The following is a 17423-nucleotide window of genomic DNA, read 5'->3' on the forward strand; positions in this document are numbered from 1 at the left end:
TCAGCCATGACCGCGATGCCTCACGTGCCGACCGCCCCTGCCGTGACCCCGATCGCCCGGATCGCGATCGCGGTGGTGCCGGTGCTCCTCACCTCGTATATCGGCTCGATCTCGACGACGCCCAACATCGAAGGCTGGTATGCGGGGCTGACGAAGCCGAGCTTCAACCCGCCGAACTGGGCTTTTCCGGTGGCCTGGACGATCCTCTACACGATGATCGCCTATTCGGGCTGGCGGTTGCTCGGGGTGAAGCCGCGCACCGGCCCGACATTGCGGGCCTGGTGGCTGGCGGTGACCGCCTTCGCGGTACAGCTCGCCCTCAACGCCGCTTGGTCGCCGGTGTTCTTCTCGGCCCATGCGCTCGGGGCAGGCGTCGTCGTCGCGGCGTCCATGTTCGTCATGATCCTCTGGACGATCCGATCGAGTTGGCGCTTCGACCGGATCGCCGCGTGGCTGCTGGTGCCCTACGCCGTCTGGGTCGGCTTCGCGACGATTCTGAACGCAGCGCTCTGGCGCCTGAACTGACTTCTTCTGCCGGTGGCCCCTGACCATGTCCGGTCAGGGGCGCCCGCCGCAGAGGTGGCGGCGCGCATTCGCGCTTGCCTGCGGCTGAAGGCACCAAGAGTCGCCGGTATCAGGTCGCCGAGATGTTGACCTGGATGTTGCCGCGGGTGGCGTGTGAGTACGGGCAGACCACATCGGCGCGCTTGACGAGGTCGGCAGCCTTCTCGTGGTCGATGCCCGGCAGTGTCGCCTTGAGTGTCACGACGAGGCCGAAACCGGCACCGTCGTCGCGCTTGCCGATGCCGACGCTCGACTCGACCTTGGCATCGTCGGGAATCTTCACTTTGTCCTGGGCGGCGACGAACTTGATCGCCCCGAGGAAGCAGGCGGCATAGCCGGCAGCGAAGAGCTGCTCGGGGTTGGTTCCGGTGCCGCCGCCGCCGCCCAGCTCCTTCGGGGTCGAGAGGGCGACCTTGAGCGCGCCGTTATCGGTCTCCGCCGAGCCTTCGCGGCCGCCGGTGGCGTGGGCGTGGGCGGTGTAGAGAGCCTGCATGTCGATCTCCTGGAATGTTGAGGGGTTCGGCGTCACGTGGTTGCCACGTGGCTCGAGCGGATCGGTTCGCGGGCAATCGCCCGACGTGAACGAAACCAGTGCCGGCCGGATCGGCTCCCGCACCCCGGATCGAGGCATTGGAAATGATCCGCCGTCCCCTTGATCGCACGAATTTAGATTGTGCGCAATGTAGTTCGGCGCCATCGTAGACAGGTGATGTTCCTGCGAACGCACTTCTCCCAAGCAGATCTGTATGATTGTGCACACGAGCATTTTCTGCCTAAGGTCCGGTGGCCGCGCGGAAAAACCACGTTTCAGTCGGCCGCGAGAAACGAGGCGAAGCGAGTATGGCGGGCCGACAATTGATGAGAGCGGAGAGTGTCGAGCGGTCGCCGGCCGCTGCATCCGACGAGGCGCAGAGGCTCGACAACCAGCTTTGCTTTGCCGTCTACTCAGCGGCCCATGCTTTCGGCCGCACCTACAGGGCGCTCCTGTCCAGCCACGACCTGACCTATCCGCAATACCTCGTCCTGATGGTGCTGTGGGAACAGGAGGGGCTGACCGTGAAGGAGATCGGCGGTCGCCTCTTCCTCGATTCCGGGACCCTGACGCCCCTGCTCAAGCGGATGGAGGCCTCGGGCCATGTCCGCCGTGCCCGAGATCGCGCCGACGAGCGACAGGTCAGCATCTTCCTCACCGCCAAAGGTCGGGAGCTGAAGGGCACGCTCGACTGCGTTCCGAACCGGGCTGGCGGAATGAGCGGACTGAGCGTGGATGCCCAACGCGAATTGCTCGACGTGCTGGTCAACCTGCGCGCCGGCTTGCACCAGAGCCTCGACGCGGAACCGGCCGCCTGAACCCGATCCTGTCTTGATCGGTCATGAAAAAGCCGCCTCCGGAGGACCGAAGGCGGCTTCGAAGAGATAGGGTGCGTGGCGCCTACTTCATGGTCGCAAGGTAGGCGATCACGTCGGCGGTCTTCTTCTCGTCCTTGAGGCCCGGATAGACCATCTTGGTCCCCTTCACCTTGTTGGCGGCGGGGCCGATCAACCATTCCTTGAGGTTGGCCTCATCCCAGGTGATACCGGAATCCTTGAGGGCGGCCGAGTAGCTGTAGCCTTCCACCGCAGCGGCCTTGCGCCCGACCACACCCGTCAAGTTCGGGCCGACGCCGTTCTTGCCGAATGCGTGGCATGCCTTGCAGGCCGTGAACGCCTTCTCGCCGGCGGCGGCATCCTGTGCCTGGGCTGAGAGGGGAAGAAGCAGCGCGAAGGCGGCGCCGAGGATGAGGTGACGCATCAATGTTTTCCTCCAGGTGCGGCGGCTGCCGCTTGCTTAAGGCCGGGTGGGCTTATGGCAGAGCTTGTACGTTTGGAACAAGTCGAAACTGGAAACGCACTCGGTCGCCAGGGGTTCAAAGTGTTCTGGTATCGAAGGGTTCACTCAGAAGAAGATCGCCTGCGGCCAAACGAAGCCCGGGTGCCGTGCGGCCCACTCTTGGGTTAGTGTGGGTGATGCAGGTCTCGGCAGCGTCGTCTCGGCCACCCCGGTCTTAACCGGGTCCTCATGAGCGATTGCTGAAGGCGAAGGCCGCTTCGGAGGATTTCGCATGTCGATCGCCTTTCCCGTTCCCGATCCCGAGATCCTGGCACGCCGCGACGCCATCCTGGCCGGCCTGCGGCCACTGGTCGCCGCCGAAGCCCTGGTGACCACCGAAGACGAGCGCCGCGCCTTCGAGACCGATGGCCTCACCGCCTATCGCCAGATGCCCCTCGCCGTGGTGCTGCCCTCGACCACCGCCGAGGTCTCGGCGGTGATGGCGTACTGCCACGCGAATGGGGTGAGGGTGGTCCCGCGCGGGGCAGGCACGTCGCTGGCCGGCGGCGCGATCGCTCAGGGCGACGCGATCATCCTCGGCGTCGCCAAGATGGCCCGCGTCCTCGACATCGATTTTGCCAACCGCACCGCGCGGGTCGAGGCCGGCATCACCAACCTGGCGATCTCGGGCGCTGTCAGCCACGAGGGCTTCTTCTACGCCCCCGACCCGTCGAGCCAGCTCGCCTGCACCATCGCCGGCAACATCGCGATGAATTCTGGCGGGGCGCATTGTCTCAAATACGGCGTCACCACCAACAACCTTCTCGGCGTCACCCTGGTGATGAACGACGGCACCGTGGTCGAGATCGGCGGCGACCACCTCGACAGCCCAGGCTACGACCTCCTCGGCCTCGTCTGCGGTTCCGAAGGGCAACTCGGCATCGTCACCGAGGCGACGGTGCGCATCCTGCGGGCCGCCGAGGGTGCCCGTCCGGCCCTGTTCGGCTTCTCCTCGGTGGAGGATGCCGGCGCCTGCACGGCGGCGATCATCGCGGCCGGGATCATCCCGGTGGCGATGGAATACATGGACCGCGAGGCGATCCTGATCACCGAGGATTTCGCCCAGGCCGGCTATCCGCGCGACGCCGAGGCGATGCTGATCATCGAGGTCGAGGGCTCGGACCAGGAATGCGAGGACATGCTCGCCCGCATCGTCGACATCGCCAAGGCGTTCAACCCGACGAGCCTCAAGGTCTCGCAGAGCGAGACCGAGAGCGCGGCGATCTGGAAAGGCCGCAAATCCGCCTTCGGCGCCACCGGCCGGATCTCGGATTACATCTGCATGGACGGCACGATCCCGACCGGGCAATTGCCGCTGGTGCTGGAGCGCATCGGCGCGATCTGCGACGGTCACGGCCTTCGCGTCGCCAACGTCTTCCATGCCGGCGACGGCAACCTCCACCCCCTGATCCTGTTCGACATCAACAAGCCCGGGGAACTGCAGAAGGCCGAGGCCGCGGGCGACGCCATCCTGAAGCTCTGCGTCGAGGTCGGCGGCTGCCTCACGGGCGAGCACGGCGTCGGCATCGAGAAGCGCGAGCTGATGCGCTTCCAGTACGAACAGGTCGATCTCGAGCAGCAGATGCGGGTGAAGAACGTGTTCGACCCGCTCTGGCTGATGAACCCCGCCAAGGTGTTCCCGCTGGAGGGGCGGGTCGCGGCCTGAGGGCCCTCTAGAGCACGGTCTCCTGCGCCCCGCGATAGATCGGCCCGTGCTGGCGGTAGCCCTCGACGACGCGTCGCATCATCGTGCGCTTGTCGGAATCGAGCGCGCCGAGGATGGCGGCGGGGCGGCCGCCCCAGAGGTAGCCGCCTTCCAGCAACTGGCCGGGATCGGTGGCGGAGCCCGCCGCCAGCAGCACGTCGTCTGCGATCACGGTCCCGGGGGCGACGACGCAGCCCATGCCGATGAGGCTGCGGGCGCCGACGCGGCAATCGGCGAGCCGGACGTTGTGGCCGATGGTGGTCTCGCGGCCGATGACGACGCCCTCGCCGCGGCTGCGCAGGACGCTGTTGTCCTGGATGTTGGTATCCGCCCCGACCACGATCGCTCCGACCTCGGCCTCGAGCAGGCAGGAGAAGTAGACGCTGGCTCCCGCGCCGAGCGCGATCCGGCCGCGCAGGCGCGCGGTCCGGGCGACGAAGACGCTGTCGTCGAGGTTCGGCTCGTCGGCGGGCGCGGGCTTGGGCGTCTCCCCGGACGCTTCGCGCAGGCGCTCGGCCCTCTCCGTGATCTCGACCGCCGTGATCGATCTCAACGGCTTTGCCGGGCTGCCGCCATGGACGAAGCCCGTGGCGAGGTGGGCGCGCGGAAACACCGTGGCCCCGGCCTCGATGAGCACGCCATCTTCCACGACCGCCCCGTCCAGGATCACGACCTCGTCCTCGATCACCACGTCCGAGCCGACGGTGCAGGCATGGACGACGGCGTTGCGTCCCACCGTGACGCGGTCGCCCACGAGGGCCGGATACGTATCGGTGGCGATGTGGACGGTGGAGCGGTGGCCGAGCCAGAACCGGTCGCCGATCGCCACCCGCTCGCCGTCGGCGCGGATGACGCTGTCGTCGCCGAGCCACGCCTGGGCGCCGATCGTCGCGGCGCCGATGACAGCACTGGCTCTGCCGCACCAGACCGGCCGGGCGGCAAAGCGCGGCACGACGCCGTCATGGGGCAGGATCAGGTCTGGGCTCACGCGAGCGTTTCCTTGAGACGGGCGCCGGCCTCCGGTGGCGCGGAGCGTTCGGTCGGAGATAAGATGGAGCGCGAGCGGAGAGCGGATAATCTCCGTTCGGGGGCAACCTGGATTCGCACCGCAGGTCTGGCAAGGTGTTTCCCCTCAATCAACCCCTTGGCGACAGGCGAGACGTGACGACATCAGCGAGGGTGAGCATCCAGGGCGCGCCGTTCGATACCGCCGCGGAGATCGCGCGGCTGTCGCAGGCCCTGCACGGCCGGGCGGGTGCGATCGTGACCTTCAGCGGCCTCTGCCGCGACGAGGGCCGGCGCCTCACCGCCCTCGAACTCGAGCACTACCCCGGCATGGCCGAGGCCGAGATCGATCGGGTGGTCGCCGAGGCGCAGGGGCGCTGGCCGCTGCAAGGGGTGCGGGTGATCCACCGCCACGGCCTCGTCGCGCCCGGGGACGGCATCGTCCTCGTGATCACCGCCTCGGCCCACCGCATCGCCGCCTTCGAGGCCGCCAGCTTCCTGATGGATTACCTCAAGACCCGCGCCCCGTTCTGGAAGCGCGAGCACCTCGCCGACGGCACCATCGGCGGATGGGTCGAGGCCAGCGCGGCCGACGATGCGGCCGCGGGGCGATGGGAAGGGTGACCAGTCGCGCTAGAGCGTCTTTCCGAGCCGGCGCAGCCGCTGCCTTACCTCGCGCAGGCGCTCGAACAGGGCTGGATGACGCTGCAGCGCCGCCTTGGCTCCGACCTGCGCGCGTTCGATGCCGAGGACGAGGTGTCCCCGCAGGCTGCGGGCCTCGGCGACCTCCATGAGGTCGCGCGAGATCGGGCGGAAGCTGTTCTTGTAGGGCAGATCGCCGATGGTGAAATCGAGATAGGTCAGGCCGTTTCGGCGCGACCATTCCATGATCTCCGCGGCGATGAGGATGCCCGGCGCCAGCGGCTTCCAGGCCTCCCCCGCGATCGCCAGCAGGATGCCGTGGAAGGCGCCGCCATGTTCGAGGCCGTAGGCTGTGGCGATCCACTCGCCGTTGACCTCGATCCCGAAGACCCGCACGAGACCGTCCGGCACGCTGCGCAGTGCCACATCGCGGTAGAAGGCGACGACCTCTGGCCGGTCGAGGAGATCGAAGCGGCCGAGTTCGCGGAATCGCTCGCGGCGCTGGCGCAGGAGGACGTCGAAGATCCGCCCGGCCTCCTCCGGCGTCCGCGCCTCGACGAAGCGCACCTGACCTAAACTCGCGACGCGCTTGCGGCGCCTGACGATGTCCTTGCCGGTCGAGGCACTGCAGGTCCGCTTGATCACCGTCTCGGCGTCGCCCTCGAGGACGATGCCGGAGGCCTTCAACGGGATGGTCCTGGCTGCCGGCAGAAGGGCCAGCGGGTTGGGGAGGCCGAAGATGTCCTGAGGAATGCGGGTGATGCGCACGAGGTCGACCTTGGGCAGAACCGCGCGAACCGCATCCCAGGCCTGCGCCGCCTCTGCGGCTGACAGAGCCGTGCCCGGTGCCAGGATCGGTGCCGCATAATCGCAGACGCCGAGGTCGAGCCACTGGATTGTGCTGTAGCCGCGGCGCTTCAGCCGGACGAGGGGAACCAGCATGAGCGGCCGGCCGGAAGCCGCGTCGCCGACCTCGATCACCAGCAGGGATGCGCCCGAACCCGGCATCAGGTGGGCGACGAGGCTCTCCACCCATTCGAGGCGCTGGTACGCCGTGCAGGCGCCTGCCTCCTGCAGCGAGCGCCACAGGTGCGAGGCCGAGGCGAGGTCGGGATGCAGCCTGGCGCTGAAGGAAGCCGGCGTGGCGGAGGCTCCTGCCATGGCAGGTGGAGCGGCCGGGCGCGGACTCAGCGCGCCTCCCTGGGAAGATGCGGTATCGACGGTGAGGTCCCTCATCGAGCCCTCCTTTTTCGGATTGTTGTGGAAGGTCAACACGATCAGGTCGCCAGCGCCGGGCGGGCCGGCACGTCGCGGGGATCGGTGCTGGATGGGGCGGAGCGCATCAGGGTGCGCCGGCAATAGACCAAGACGACGAGCTCCGAGGCGAGGACACCGAGCAGCGACCAGGCCGGGGTGGAGAGCCAGAGGAGCAGCCCGACGAGACCGATGCCGACGGCCGCGCTGACGAGGGCGACCGAGGCCAGCGTGCGGAAGGCCCGGCTCGTCTCCATCAGGGTCTTGGGGCCCACATAGAGCATGGTTGTCGTCACCGTCGCCCAGAGCAGGAAGGCGATCAGGCCGAGGGGCTCTCCGGCGAAACGACCGGCGAAGAGGTGGCTCTCGATCAGAGGCAAAGCCGCGGCGAGGAAGATCCCGTAGGCGAGGCACCCTGACAGGAGGAGACCCGTCGAGATCCGCATGAGGTGTCGAAGCCGGGCGGAATCGCCATTGGCGAGGCTCGCGGCCATCTCGGGCTGGGTCAGGTTGACGACGACGGAGGCGGAGAGCCGCAGGGGCGAGAACAGCACCAGGCAGGCGGCGATGGGCGCATAGGCGGCCGGTCCGGCGAGAAGCGCGACGAGCAGGGTCTGGCCCTGCGCCTGGATGTTGGACGTGGCGACCCCGGCGAGGGACCAGGCGAGGCCGCGCCACATCCCGCGATAGCGCCGCAGGGCATGACCTCGCAGGCTCAGGCGAACCGGCTCGCGCAAAGCGCCAAGCGCGACGAGGATGCCGACGCCGTGGCCGGCGGCGAGCACCGCGAGGCTGCCGGCGAGAAGGTGCGGCCCGCTGGCGCCGAGGAGGAGGGCGGCGAGGAGCAGTGTCCCGGTCAGCGTGAAGGCGAGGTCGCTGATGCCGCCGATGCCGGCGCGGCGCCGGGCGAACAGCATGTTGCGCAGGTAGCTGCGCAGGCACCACAGCCCGACGAAGCCGCCGCCGGCGCAGGCGACGGCGAGCCCGAGCGGAATCGCCAGGATCAGCGCGGTGAGGACCGCGAGCGCGAGGGACAGCAGCGTCGCCCCGGAACCGAAGGTGACCGCATAGGCCGCCACTGCCCGGGGACCGCTCGCCTGGGGCATGACGATGCTCGCCGGCATCCCCGCCACCGCCCGCACGAAGGTCAGGGCGATGCCGCCGATGAGGAAGACGATGGCGAACAGGCCGTATTCACGCGGCGCCAGGGCGTGCACCAGGGCGATGTTGATGCCGAAATGGAAGACGCTCTGGAGCACCTCCCCTCCCAGCATGAGCACGAAACGACGTGCGAGCCGGATGAGGTCGCGCCGGGTCTCGCCCGGCGACAGCGTGTCGGTGGCGGCCATCCCCTCGCTCATGGGTGGACGACCGCGGTGAGCCGCGCAGCCTCGCGCGGGGTGGCGAGCCGGGGCTTAAGGAGGGCCTCGAAAGCCTCGCTCACCGCCGCCTCGCTGAACAGGGCCTCGAAGCGCTGCCGTCCGGCGTTGGCGAAGGCATTGAGCGGGACCGGGTCGGCGATGATCTGCCCGAGGATCTCGGCGAGCGCCGCCGCATCGTCCGGCTTTACGGTCCAGCCTGTTCGACCGGCCTCCACCACCTCGACGAGGCCGCCGATGGCCGAGACCACGGGCGGGCGCCCGTAGGCCATCGCCTCGATCGCGACCCTGCCGAGGGATTCGGGCAGCCGCGAGGGCACGACGACGATGTCGGCCCAACGGTAATGAGCCGCCGGCTCCGGGTCGAAGGGCTGAAGGGTTACGCCATCGAGGTTGGCGACGCGCTCGGCCAGGGCGCTCTCGCGCTCCGGATCTTCGAAGGCACTGCCGACGATCCGCAATTCGATGCGCGCGCGCAAGGCAGGGGTCAGGCGGCCGAGGGCGTCGAGGAGGACCTCCTGACCCTTGATCCGGCTCAGGCGTCCGATCATGAGGAGCCGCAGCGGGCGGCGGCCGTCATAGCTCACCGGCTCGGGGACGGGCGGGCCGTCGATGCCGTTGTAGATGACGCGGCTGCGCATGCCGGCGGGCAGGGCGAAGGCGTCGCGCGTCGCCTTCGAGTTGAAGATCACCTCGGCGCCACTCCAGCGAATCAGCCCGCGCAGCACCGTCCGCACGAACCCCTCGGGGATCTCGTGGACGTGGAGGAGGGTTCGCCCGGGTAAGAGGCGCGAGGCGAGGAGGTAGTCGGCGACGACCGTTGTGTTGACGTAGACGAGGTCGCATTCGCCGAGACGCCTGAGGGCGCGGCCGAGGGCCATCGGCAGCCTGAGCAGGCCGAGGGTGGCGAGCCGCGCGAGGCCGCGCCGGCGAAGGATCCAGAGCGGCTCGTACACGATCGCGTCGGCGACTTCCTCGAGCAATCCGACGATCGGCCCCGGCCTAGGCAGCACCACGGTGATGCGGGCCGAAGGAGCAAGAGCGCGCAGGGTCGCTACCGTCTCGGCGAAGCAGCGGTCGGAGCCGTAGAGTTCGTAACCCTGATGGATGCAGGCGATGTGCATCGCGCCCTTCCCGGACCGTCCGTCAGCGGACGTCCGACAGGTCTACAGGCGGGTCATGAGCAAATCGTAGCTTTGTATTCGCCGTTTCACATCCGGTGCCCCTGCCGATGAACCGGACATCGCTGACGCCCGATGCGAACAGAGCCAATGGAGAGGCTCGTAGAGGACATGCAAGTGCAGTCGATCAATTCCGATCACGGTGAATGCTACGTTACGCTGCGCATCTCGGTCCGGCACCGCGCCATGGCCCTCCACAGGGAGGGACTTGCGCACCGTTGAGTGGACGCCGAATTCAACTGCAGGATGAACGACATCGTATTGGGCCAGCTCTTCAGTCCTGGTCAACCTCAAGGCGATCGCTAGACGTCACCCGGCTCGCAACCCCAGTCTAGCCGGCCAATTCGATGTCGATCGATTGCCCAATCCTCCTCGTTCCTCTGCCGCTCGCGCTGCGAAGGGAGATCCAGGATCCCGAAGGCTGGCCGCCGACGATCAGGAGTAAGGATGATTTAGTCGTTGCCGATCCATGGTTTCGTCGTTCCGTCAGGGCCTTGGCCCGAGCGGGCTCGCACGTTGCCAGGACGACCCCGCATGACCACGCGCCGACCTTCCATGCTCATCCTCGGGACGCGGGGCATCCCGGCGGCGCACGGCGGTTTCGAGACCTTCGCCGAACGCCTCGCCCTCTACCTCGTCGATCGCGGCTGGGACGTCGGCGTCTATTGCCAGCGCGACGTCCCGGTCCTGAAGCAGCGTTTCTCCAGCACCTACTGGCGCGGCATCGAGCAGATCCATGTCGAGATCACCTCGACCGGGCCCGCCGGCACCCTCGACTTCGACGCCCATTGCGTCCGCCACGCCGCCGACCGCAACGCGGTCTGCCTTGTGCTCGGCTACAATGGCGCGGTGTTCCTGCCGTATTTGCGCTTGAGCGGGGCGAAGATCCTCACCAATATGGACGGCATCGAGTGGCGCCGGCCGAAATGGGGACGTGCCGTGAAGGCATGGTTCTGGGTGAACGAGTGGATCGCCGCATGGTCGTCGCAGCGCCTCGTCGCCGACCATCCGGTCATTGCCGACCACATCGCGACCCGCCGCCCGCGCCGGGCCATCGCCATGATCCCCTATGGCGGCGAGGAGGTCTTGACGGCACCCGTCGCACCACTCGCCCGCTTCGATCTCTCGCCTGACCGATACCTGATCTCCGTGGCCCGGATCGAGCCGGACAACAGCATCTTGCCCATCGTCGAGACCTTCTCGCAGGTTCGACGCGGCGTGAAGCTCGTGGTCCTCGGCAAGCTCGACGGCGCCAACGCCTACCATCGGGCAGTGCGGGCGGCTGCCGGCGAAGAGGTCCTGTTTCCGGGTCCGATCTACGATTCGCCGGTGCTTCAGGCCTTGCGCTTCCATGCCCGGGCCTATCTCCACGGCCATACGGTGGGCGGGACCAACCCGTCGCTGGTGGAGTCGCTCTGGGCGGGCAATGCGGTGATCGCCCACGCCAATCCCTACAATGCATGGACGGCCGGCCCGGAGCAGCTCTACTTCTCGGATGCGCAGAGCCTGGAGACTGCGCTCGCGACCGCCCTGACCGACGACGCCTGGCTCTCGCAGGCGCGAACGGCCGCCCGCGCCAGGGCATCGGAGGACTTCTCCTGGTCCTCCGTCCTCGCAGGCTACGAGCAGGAACTGCGTGGACTCGGCGGTTACCTCGTGGAGGGCGCGCTCCCGGTCGGTCGAAGCCCGGTCCTCGCAGATATGCCGGTGAAAGAGTTGATGCGGTGAGCATCCATGACGCCGTGAATCGCCGCGAGGTCCTGGCCGGGCTCGGTCTCGCCGCGACGCCCCTGCCGGTCCTCGCAGCGGGCCGGATGCCCCGGCTGAAGCGCGGCATCAATCTCTGGCCGTGGTTTTCCCTGACCAAGGAATATCCGGGGCCACGTACCGATTACGCCTGGCCGCCCTTTCAGGATCAGCGCCCGGTCCCGCGTCCCGGCGATCTGCGCCGCCTCGCCGCGGCGGGCTTCGATTTCGTGCGCATCCCCGTCGATCCCGGGCCGTACCTCGCCTTCTCGGGAGCGCAGCGCTCAGCCCTCATGAGTATGCTGACGGAGGCAGTCGCCCGCTGCCTCGATGCCGGCGTCTCGGTCATCGTGAACCTCCAGATCAACGAGGCGACCCATTACTGGAATTCGCAGCGCCTGATCGCGAGCCGGCAAGCTCAATATTTTGCCGGCTATGAGGGGCTCGTCGCCGATGTCGCGTCCGTCCTCGCACGACTCGCCTCGGATCGTGTCGCCCTGGAACCAGTGAACGAGCCGCCGCAGGCCTGCGGGTCCGACCAATGGCCGGTGGTGCAGATGGCTCTGCTCAACGCGGCACGCCTCGCGGCCTCCGACCTGCCCCTCGTCGCGACCGGCGCCTGCGGCAGCATGATCCCGGGCCTCGAAGGGCTCGACCCGGCCCCGATCAAGGCGCTAGCGCCGGTCTTCTTCACCTTCCACTACTACGAGCCGTACCTGTTCAGCCATCAGGGCGCGCCCTGGATGCGCGAACCGGTCTACCGGGCGCTCAACAACGTTCCTTGGCCGGCCTCCGCCGGATCACTGGAGGCGACGCTCGAGTCCGTGCGCCGCCGCATGGCCGCAGACACCGTGCTATCGGCCGAGGCCAAGGCCAGCGCCTATGACGAGACCGAGCGTGTGCTGATCCAGTATTTCGACGCCAAGCCCGACCGGCCGTTCGTCGACCAGGCGATGGGCCGCGTCGCTGACTATGCGAGCCGCCACGGGATCGCCCGCGAGCACATCATCCTCGGCGAGTTCGGCGCCTTGCGCTCGGATGCCCGCTACGTCGCCGCCCCGAACCCGGACCGCGCCCGCTACATCCGCGACGTGCGCATGAGCGCCGAAGCCGCCGGGTTCCCTTGGGCATTCTGGAACCTGTTCGACGGCATGGGCCTCATCGACGACACGACTCGGGCCTTCGACCGGGCCATCGCCGAGGCTCTGGGGTTGAGAGTGCCGGATTGAGGCATCATGGCCACGGACGGGATACACCTCGTCCATCGCCGAAGAACTGGGCCGGGCTTTTCCTCACCACGATCCTGCTCAGTGGTGTCGCCGTCGTCTCGATCGTGACCTTCAGGCCTCTGGGTCTCGACTGGCGGTTGGAGAAGGCCTCCGCAATCGGAATCGTTTGCGGAGTTTTCGCGTGTTTGACGGCCCTATGGGCTCGGGGTCGGCGAACGGCCGGATTGGTCTTTGCATTGGCGCTGACGGCAACAGCTCTAGCCAGCCCTGCACTCGGTTTCCCGCTGGTTCTTGGCCTCGCGAGCGGGCTCGGTGCGCTGTTTGCGATCGCCGGATCCTGGGGCGAGCCGGGAATGGAAGTGGTCGGGTTGCAGCTCGGCGGATTGATGGCGATCGCCGCAGTGATGACATTGTGCTTCGTCAGTCAGGCACGGGCCATTCTGCAAGCCAGCAACGCTTGGCGGCGTTCGTAGCCGTAAAGGCAAGAACGACCGACTTGGACACGCCGATGAATCCGCCATGGGCCCGTGACCCGAAGAGTGAACGGGTTCGAGGGCAGCCTAAGTCAGTTGCCAGGCGTGAGCTCTTGGCCGATCTGGCTCGGAGCACGCGCCGGACTCGCTCAATCGCGAAAACGCGCCGCCAAAGCTCGGGCTTTCTCCTCCGGCATGTCGGCGAGGGCGACGCGCGCCGTGTAGGCGCCGAAGATCCCTTGTTGGCCCGTGATGCTTCAATCCTCGACCTGGGCCATGGGCACGCTCAACCGGTCGCCCATCTTGTATCCGCGACCGTTGACCGGTGTGTTGGTCAGGCGGCCCTCGAACGTCCCATTGCGGTGGGAATCGACCTGGAGCCAGATGTGCTCGGTGGCGCCGTTCTGGGCGAGGGGGAACTTGACCGCATAGCTACCGGGTTCGCGCCGCGCCAGCCGCTCGACGAATCGGGGCAGGGTCTCGCGGGCCTTGTCCTTGGCGGCGTTCATCCGCGCATCGCCGGTGTGGTAGGCGACGACGTTGTCCTTGATCGGCCGCGGCGCCGTCTCGGATCTGCCGGCGGCAGCCTCGGGGATCGCGGCCGGCTTGTCTGCGGGTTTGAAGGGATTGAAGACGGCGAATCCGGCCGCCGCGGCGAGAATGACGAGGAAGGCACGCATGGGCGACACTCGCGTGAGACGATGCTCCATCCTCTCCGCCTTGCTTGAGGATCGCCTTAATCGACTCGGCTCAACTTTCACCTTTACCGCGTCGGGCTCGCGTCTCGATCCAACGGCCTTGGCGGACCGCCAACGCCCCGTGCGCGCCGCGGCGGCTCATTGGGCAACGGCCGGAACATCACCAGCATCAGCACGGCGAACTTCATCACCAGCGTCGTCTTGCCGGCGATACTCTCGGAGGTGTTGAGGAGCAACGCGAAGACCAGCACCGGCAAGGTCGTTCCGGATCGGCAGCGGCGCACCACCTCGATCATGAACAGCACCACCGCGACGGTGAGCAGAGCGGTCATGAAGACGCCCTGGTACAGCACCATGCGGATGATCGGGTTCTCGATGCCCCATTCGAGGCCGCTGATCCGGCGCAAGCTGTCGACGAGTGCGGTGTCGGGACCGAACATCAGGTCGCGCAGCGGGATGCGATTGAACAGATCGAACATCTCGACGCGGGCATTGGCGCTGCCGCCATCCGAGACGAAGCGCTGCAGGAGCTTGTCGAAGAAGCCGCCCACCGCAAGGCCGACGACCGCGATCGGCGCGATGGTGAGGACGACGAGAGTCATCGCGGCGCCGAGCAGCGGCACCCGGCCTGATCGCAGGACCCGAAGCCCCCTGATCAGCGCATAGGCGCCGCCGAACACCACAACGGCGACCATGGCCGAGCGGCCGCCGAATGTGACGAGGGCCACGAGCTGCAGCCCCATCATCGGCAGTCTAAAGGCCGCCGGCAGTGCCGAGCCGCCGCCCGATTGCAGGGCGAGGAGATAAAAGGCCGTCACCGTGGCGTTGACGAGGGGATGGCCCTGGAGAGCCGCCGAGCGGGTATCGGTGGGGAAGAACTCGCCCTCGAAGCGGTAGGGGAAGATCAGGGTTCCGCTGAGGAACTCGAACAGGCCGAGGAGCGCGTTGGCGAGCATCACGGCGTGGAGCGCCAGCTCCATCCGGCCCAGGGCCTTGGTGTCGAGGTTGGCCATCACCGGCACGAGGAGGGCGGGCCCGACGAAAGTGTCGATCGCGCCCGCGAGCCCGCTCGCGCCGCGCAGGGCGATGTGCGCCGCCATCGACAGGGCGACGAAGAGGAGGAGCATGCTCGCCGGGCAGGCCTGGAACGCGCGCACGACGAACCCGACCGGATCGCCGTTCTTGAGCGCCGACCAGCAAAACAGCAGCACCACCAGATAGGTGGCCGGATGGATCTTGGCCGCCGCACTCCCCGAGATGCCATCGTAGTTCAGCCCGAGATGCCAGAGGATGCCACCGGAGATGCCGAACAGCACCACCGTGAGGAGCACCAGCGCGGCCACCGGCGCCGACCGCCGCGGCGTCTCCAACCCGGAGGCAAGGGCGGCGAACCGCGGAGCCGGGATCTGCCGCCGATCGAGGTGCGGAAGGGCGCCGCTGCGCATCCTCACGCCGCCCGTGAGACGAGGACGCCGGCCGAGACCGGGCAGCCGGCGAGGATCGCCGCCTCGGTGGCATCGAGGAGATCGCGCTGGGTGGTCACGCCGGCATCGGCGACGAGGAGCACCGCGTCGGAAAGCTTCATCAGAGGCGTCGCCTCGATGTTCTCGACGAGCGCACCGCCCTCGATCACGACGAGATCGAACCGGCGGCCGACCTCGTCGAGGAAGCGGTCGCGGGCGTCGAGGCTGGCGACCTCGTCGCGCTTCTGGCGCCCGAGGCCGAGGGTGCGGATGCCGGTGGAGGGCTGCGCCCGGATCACCGTGTTGAGGGTGCGCTCGCCGCGCAGCACGTCGAGGAAGCCGGGGGAAGCGGCCTCCTCGCGCATGTCCGTCTCGATGTACAGCACCCTCAAGCCGCGCGCTTCCGCGACGGCGGCGAGGAGCTGTGCAGTTCGGCGCCGTCCGATCTCGTCGCCCTTGCCTGAGGTGACGAAGACGCTGTTCAGGCGGGTACCGACGTGGCTGCGCAAGACGAGGAGGCGACCGAGCAGAAGGCTTGCCGCATGGGTATCTGGCCCTGACCCTGCCGGCCCGACCCTAGCGGCCTTCGCCTTGCCGACATTCGCGGTCTTGCCCTTGGCAACGCGGATCGGGATCTCGCCGATGACCGGCGCGGCGGCGAGGTTCTGCATTTGGTTGCGCGAGAGCACCGTCGGGTTGAGGTACTCGCGCACCACCGCGAGGCCGGTTCCGAGGCCGAGGCCGGCGGCCAGGCCCCCGAGGGCGAAGACGCCAGGAAGGGGCCAGCTCTTCTCCTGGGGCGGGTTGGCGCGGGTGATGATGCGGGCATTGGTCGAATCGATGCCGGCCTGGTCGCGGATCTCGCGGGCGCGGGTGAGGAAGGTCGTGTAGACGGTCCGGCTCGCCTCGACCTCGCGTTCGAGTTCGCGAAGGCGGATCGAGGCCTGGGACGTGGTGTTGGTCTCGCCCTGCATGCGCTTGAGACTGGCACCGAGCGACTTCTCGTTGGCCTGGGCCCGCTCGTAATCGGCCCGCGCCGAGCGTGCGAGCCGGCCGAGTTCGGCCGCGATGAGACCGCGCACCTCGGTCATCTGCGCCGCGATCGAGACGATCGAGGGGTGGCGGCTGCCGAGCTGGCTCGACAGGTCGGCCTGGCGCTCGGACAACTCGGCGAATTGCTGACGCAGCCGGCCGATCACCGCAGATTGCAGGGCCTCGGCCGTCGATTCGCTGCCTGTCGCGCCCCTCCGGATCTGCTCTATCTGGTCGAGCCGAGCCTTGAGCTCGGCGGTCTTGCTCTGCGCATTGGCGAGCTGGAGAGTGATCTCGCTGAGCTGCTGCTCGGAGACGAGGCGTCCGTTCGAGCGCACGAGGTCGTTCGTCGATCGATACGCCTCGGCCCTGTCCTCGGCCTGCCGGACCCTCTCGCGCTGTTCGTCGAGCCGGCTCATCAATTCGTCGGACGCCCTCCGGGCGGCCTGGACGCGGGCATCGGCGAGGTCCGCCAGATAGGCGTTGGCGATGGCGTTGGAGAGCCTGGCGGCCTTCTCGGGGGATTTGGCCGTGATGATGATGTCGATGACGAAGACCTTGTCGGCGCGCTTGATGGCAAGGCGCTTCTTGAGCGCCCGCAGGGTGCGCTCGTCGAGATCGGCCTTGGTCGCGGTCGGGGGCGCCTTGCCGACGAGCCTGCCGAGAGCGTCGGTGACGGCGGAAAAATCGCCGCGGCCGGCGAATTCCGGATCCTCGGTGAGCTTGGTCGCCGCGATGGCGCGGCCGAGCACGCTCGCCGACTCGATCAGCCTGACCTGGCTCTCGACCTGGGTGATGCCGCCATCCGGCGCCACCGCCACCGGGTTGATGTCGTTCGTCATCACCTGGCGGTCGCGCGGGTCGATCAGGATCTGCGAGGTCGCGGTGTAGAGCGACGAGGTCGTCAGCCCGTAGGCGAGGGCGGCGGCAACGAAGAGGAGCGGCGTCCAGACGATCCAGCCGCGCCGCCGCCACAGGATGCGCCAGAGGTCGCCGATCTCGGCCGTCCGGTCGAGTTCGGGACCGGCGAAGTTCAGCGGTCCGGCATGCATCGACCCAGCCAGTGCCAAGGCCTGGCTGCGTCCACCCATCCTGTCGTCGAATTGCGTCATGGCCTACCGGTCGCCTGTGACGCGGGCAGGCGGGCGGCTGCCCCGAAGGACGAGCCATGTCCCGGCGACC

General features: G+C 68.0%; 16 protein-coding genes. 7 read left to right on the forward strand and 9 right to left on the reverse strand.

The window, feature by feature from the left end:
• The first annotated feature begins 6 nt into the window (after positions 1-6).
• Positions 7-525, forward strand: coding sequence for a TspO/MBR family protein (locus K2Y56_RS22645; protein ID WP_292513152.1), 519 nt, complete (start codon positions 7-9; stop codon positions 523-525).
• A gap of 109 nt (positions 526-634) precedes the next feature.
• On the opposite strand, the gene K2Y56_RS22650 is transcribed toward K2Y56_RS22645, so the two are convergent.
• On the reverse strand, positions 635-1057 hold the full coding sequence (locus K2Y56_RS22650) for an organic hydroperoxide resistance protein (RefSeq protein WP_292513155.1): 423 nt from the start codon (positions 1055-1057) through the stop codon (positions 635-637).
• Between the two features lie 365 nt (positions 1058-1422).
• On the opposite strand from K2Y56_RS22650, the gene K2Y56_RS22655 reads away from it, so the two are divergent.
• On the forward strand, positions 1423-1914 hold the full coding sequence (locus K2Y56_RS22655) for a MarR family transcriptional regulator (RefSeq protein ID WP_292513158.1): 492 nt from the start codon (positions 1423-1425) through the stop codon (positions 1912-1914).
• An 82-nt stretch (positions 1915-1996) separates the two neighbouring features.
• Here K2Y56_RS22655 and K2Y56_RS22660 read toward each other — a convergent pair whose 3' ends face one another.
• The gene (locus K2Y56_RS22660) at positions 1997-2356 is read right to left on the reverse strand and encodes a cytochrome c family protein (RefSeq protein ID WP_292513160.1); all 360 of its coding nucleotides are present in this window, start codon (positions 2354-2356) and stop codon (positions 1997-1999) included.
• A gap of 310 nt (positions 2357-2666) precedes the next feature.
• Here K2Y56_RS22660 and K2Y56_RS22665 point away from each other — a divergent pair, with 310 nt between their 5' ends.
• Complete coding sequence (locus tag K2Y56_RS22665) at positions 2667-4100, forward strand: FAD-linked oxidase C-terminal domain-containing protein (protein WP_292513163.1); 1434 nt, start codon at positions 2667-2669, stop codon at positions 4098-4100.
• Between the two features lie 7 nt (positions 4101-4107).
• Here the strand turns inward: K2Y56_RS22665 and K2Y56_RS22670 are convergent, their stop codons facing one another.
• Positions 4108-5127 (reverse strand): gamma carbonic anhydrase family protein, encoded by a 1020-nt coding sequence (locus tag K2Y56_RS22670; protein WP_292513168.1) that lies wholly within the window; start codon positions 5125-5127, stop codon positions 4108-4110.
• A gap of 173 nt (positions 5128-5300) precedes the next feature.
• Between K2Y56_RS22670 and K2Y56_RS22675 the strand changes: the two genes are divergently transcribed.
• Entirely contained in the window at positions 5301-5768 is a 468-nt protein-coding gene (locus tag K2Y56_RS22675) for a molybdenum cofactor biosynthesis protein MoaE (protein ID WP_292513171.1), read from the forward strand.
• Between the two features lie 9 nt (positions 5769-5777).
• On the opposite strand, the gene K2Y56_RS22680 is transcribed toward K2Y56_RS22675, so the two are convergent.
• From K2Y56_RS22680 to K2Y56_RS22690, 3 genes are read right to left on the reverse strand one after another with little or no spacing between them, the layout of a single operon-like run.
• Positions 5778-7022, reverse strand: a complete 1245-nt coding sequence (locus K2Y56_RS22680; RefSeq protein ID WP_292513174.1) for a GNAT family N-acetyltransferase — start codon at positions 7020-7022, stop codon at positions 5778-5780.
• Between the two features lie 41 nt (positions 7023-7063).
• On the reverse strand, positions 7064-8401 hold the full coding sequence (locus tag K2Y56_RS22685) for a hypothetical protein (RefSeq protein WP_292513177.1): 1338 nt from the start codon (positions 8399-8401) through the stop codon (positions 7064-7066).
• Positions 8398-9543 carry a glycosyltransferase family 4 protein gene (locus K2Y56_RS22690; protein ID WP_292513180.1) on the reverse strand — a complete coding sequence of 382 codons (1146 nt, stop codon included), beginning with the start codon at positions 9541-9543 and terminating at the stop codon, positions 8398-8400. Before K2Y56_RS22690 ends, K2Y56_RS22685 begins: the two co-directional genes overlap by 4 nt.
• A 591-nt stretch (positions 9544-10134) precedes the next feature.
• On the opposite strand from K2Y56_RS22690, the gene K2Y56_RS22695 reads away from it, so the two are divergent.
• From K2Y56_RS22695 to K2Y56_RS22705, 3 genes are all read left to right on the forward strand, one after another.
• The gene (locus K2Y56_RS22695; RefSeq protein WP_292513183.1) at positions 10135-11328 is read left to right on the forward strand and encodes a DUF1972 domain-containing protein; all 1194 of its coding nucleotides are present in this window, start codon (positions 10135-10137) and stop codon (positions 11326-11328) included.
• Between the two features lie 86 nt (positions 11329-11414).
• On the forward strand, positions 11415-12575 hold the full coding sequence (locus K2Y56_RS22700) for a cellulase family glycosylhydrolase (protein ID WP_292513296.1): 1161 nt from the start codon (positions 11415-11417) through the stop codon (positions 12573-12575).
• Positions 12576-12811: 236 nt separating this feature from the next.
• Positions 12812-13048: a hypothetical protein gene (locus tag K2Y56_RS22705; protein WP_292513186.1), complete on the forward strand. Its 237-nt coding sequence runs from the start codon at positions 12812-12814 to the stop codon at positions 13046-13048.
• A 257-nt stretch (positions 13049-13305) separates the two neighbouring features.
• Here the strand turns inward: K2Y56_RS22705 and K2Y56_RS22710 are convergent, their stop codons facing one another.
• The 3 genes from K2Y56_RS22710 to K2Y56_RS22720 all read right to left on the reverse strand — a co-directional run bounded on the left by K2Y56_RS22710 (position 13306) and on the right by K2Y56_RS22720 (position 17353).
• Positions 13306-13728, reverse strand: a complete 423-nt coding sequence (locus tag K2Y56_RS22710; RefSeq protein WP_292513189.1) for a DUF2314 domain-containing protein — start codon at positions 13726-13728, stop codon at positions 13306-13308.
• 83 nt (positions 13729-13811) lie between these two features.
• Positions 13812-15191 carry a VpsF family polysaccharide biosynthesis protein gene (locus K2Y56_RS22715; protein ID WP_292513192.1) on the reverse strand — a complete coding sequence of 460 codons (1380 nt, stop codon included), beginning with the start codon at positions 15189-15191 and terminating at the stop codon, positions 13812-13814.
• Between the two features lie 2 nt (positions 15192-15193).
• On the reverse strand, positions 15194-17353 hold the full coding sequence (locus tag K2Y56_RS22720; RefSeq protein ID WP_292513195.1) for an exopolysaccharide transport family protein: 2160 nt from the start codon (positions 17351-17353) through the stop codon (positions 15194-15196).
• Positions 17354-17423 lie beyond the last annotated feature (70 nt).

It is taken from the genome of Methylobacterium sp., assembly GCF_019745455.1.
In the GTDB taxonomy this organism is placed as follows: Bacteria; Pseudomonadota; Alphaproteobacteria; order Rhizobiales; family Beijerinckiaceae; genus Methylobacterium.

Excerpts from the sequence above, each read along its gene's own strand:
- K2Y56_RS22645 (WP_292513152.1), top strand. The coding sequence starts at position 7 with ATGACCGCGATGCCTCACGTGCCGACCGCCCCTGCCGTGACCCCGATC.
- K2Y56_RS22650 (WP_292513155.1), bottom strand. The coding sequence starts at position 1,057 with ATGCAGGCTCTCTACACCGCCCACGCCCACGCCACCGGCGGCCGCGAA.
- K2Y56_RS22655 (WP_292513158.1), top strand. The coding sequence starts at position 1,423 with ATGAGAGCGGAGAGTGTCGAGCGGTCGCCGGCCGCTGCATCCGACGAG.
- K2Y56_RS22660 (WP_292513160.1), bottom strand. The coding sequence starts at position 2,356 with ATGCGTCACCTCATCCTCGGCGCCGCCTTCGCGCTGCTTCTTCCCCTC.
- K2Y56_RS22665 (WP_292513163.1), top strand. The coding sequence starts at position 2,667 with ATGTCGATCGCCTTTCCCGTTCCCGATCCCGAGATCCTGGCACGCCGC.
- K2Y56_RS22680 (WP_292513174.1), bottom strand. The coding sequence starts at position 7,022 with ATGAGGGACCTCACCGTCGATACCGCATCTTCCCAGGGAGGCGCGCTG.
- K2Y56_RS22685 (WP_292513177.1), bottom strand. The coding sequence starts at position 8,401 with ATGAGCGAGGGGATGGCCGCCACCGACACGCTGTCGCCGGGCGAGACC.
- K2Y56_RS22690 (WP_292513180.1), bottom strand. The coding sequence starts at position 9,543 with ATGCACATCGCCTGCATCCATCAGGGTTACGAACTCTACGGCTCCGAC.
- K2Y56_RS22695 (WP_292513183.1), top strand. The coding sequence starts at position 10,135 with ATGACCACGCGCCGACCTTCCATGCTCATCCTCGGGACGCGGGGCATC.
- K2Y56_RS22700 (WP_292513296.1), top strand. The coding sequence starts at position 11,415 with ATGCCCCGGCTGAAGCGCGGCATCAATCTCTGGCCGTGGTTTTCCCTG.
- K2Y56_RS22710 (WP_292513189.1), bottom strand. The coding sequence starts at position 13,728 with ATGCGTGCCTTCCTCGTCATTCTCGCCGCGGCGGCCGGATTCGCCGTC.
- K2Y56_RS22715 (WP_292513192.1), bottom strand. The coding sequence starts at position 15,191 with ATGCGCAGCGGCGCCCTTCCGCACCTCGATCGGCGGCAGATCCCGGCT.
- K2Y56_RS22720 (WP_292513195.1), bottom strand. The coding sequence starts at position 17,353 with ATGACGCAATTCGACGACAGGATGGGTGGACGCAGCCAGGCCTTGGCA.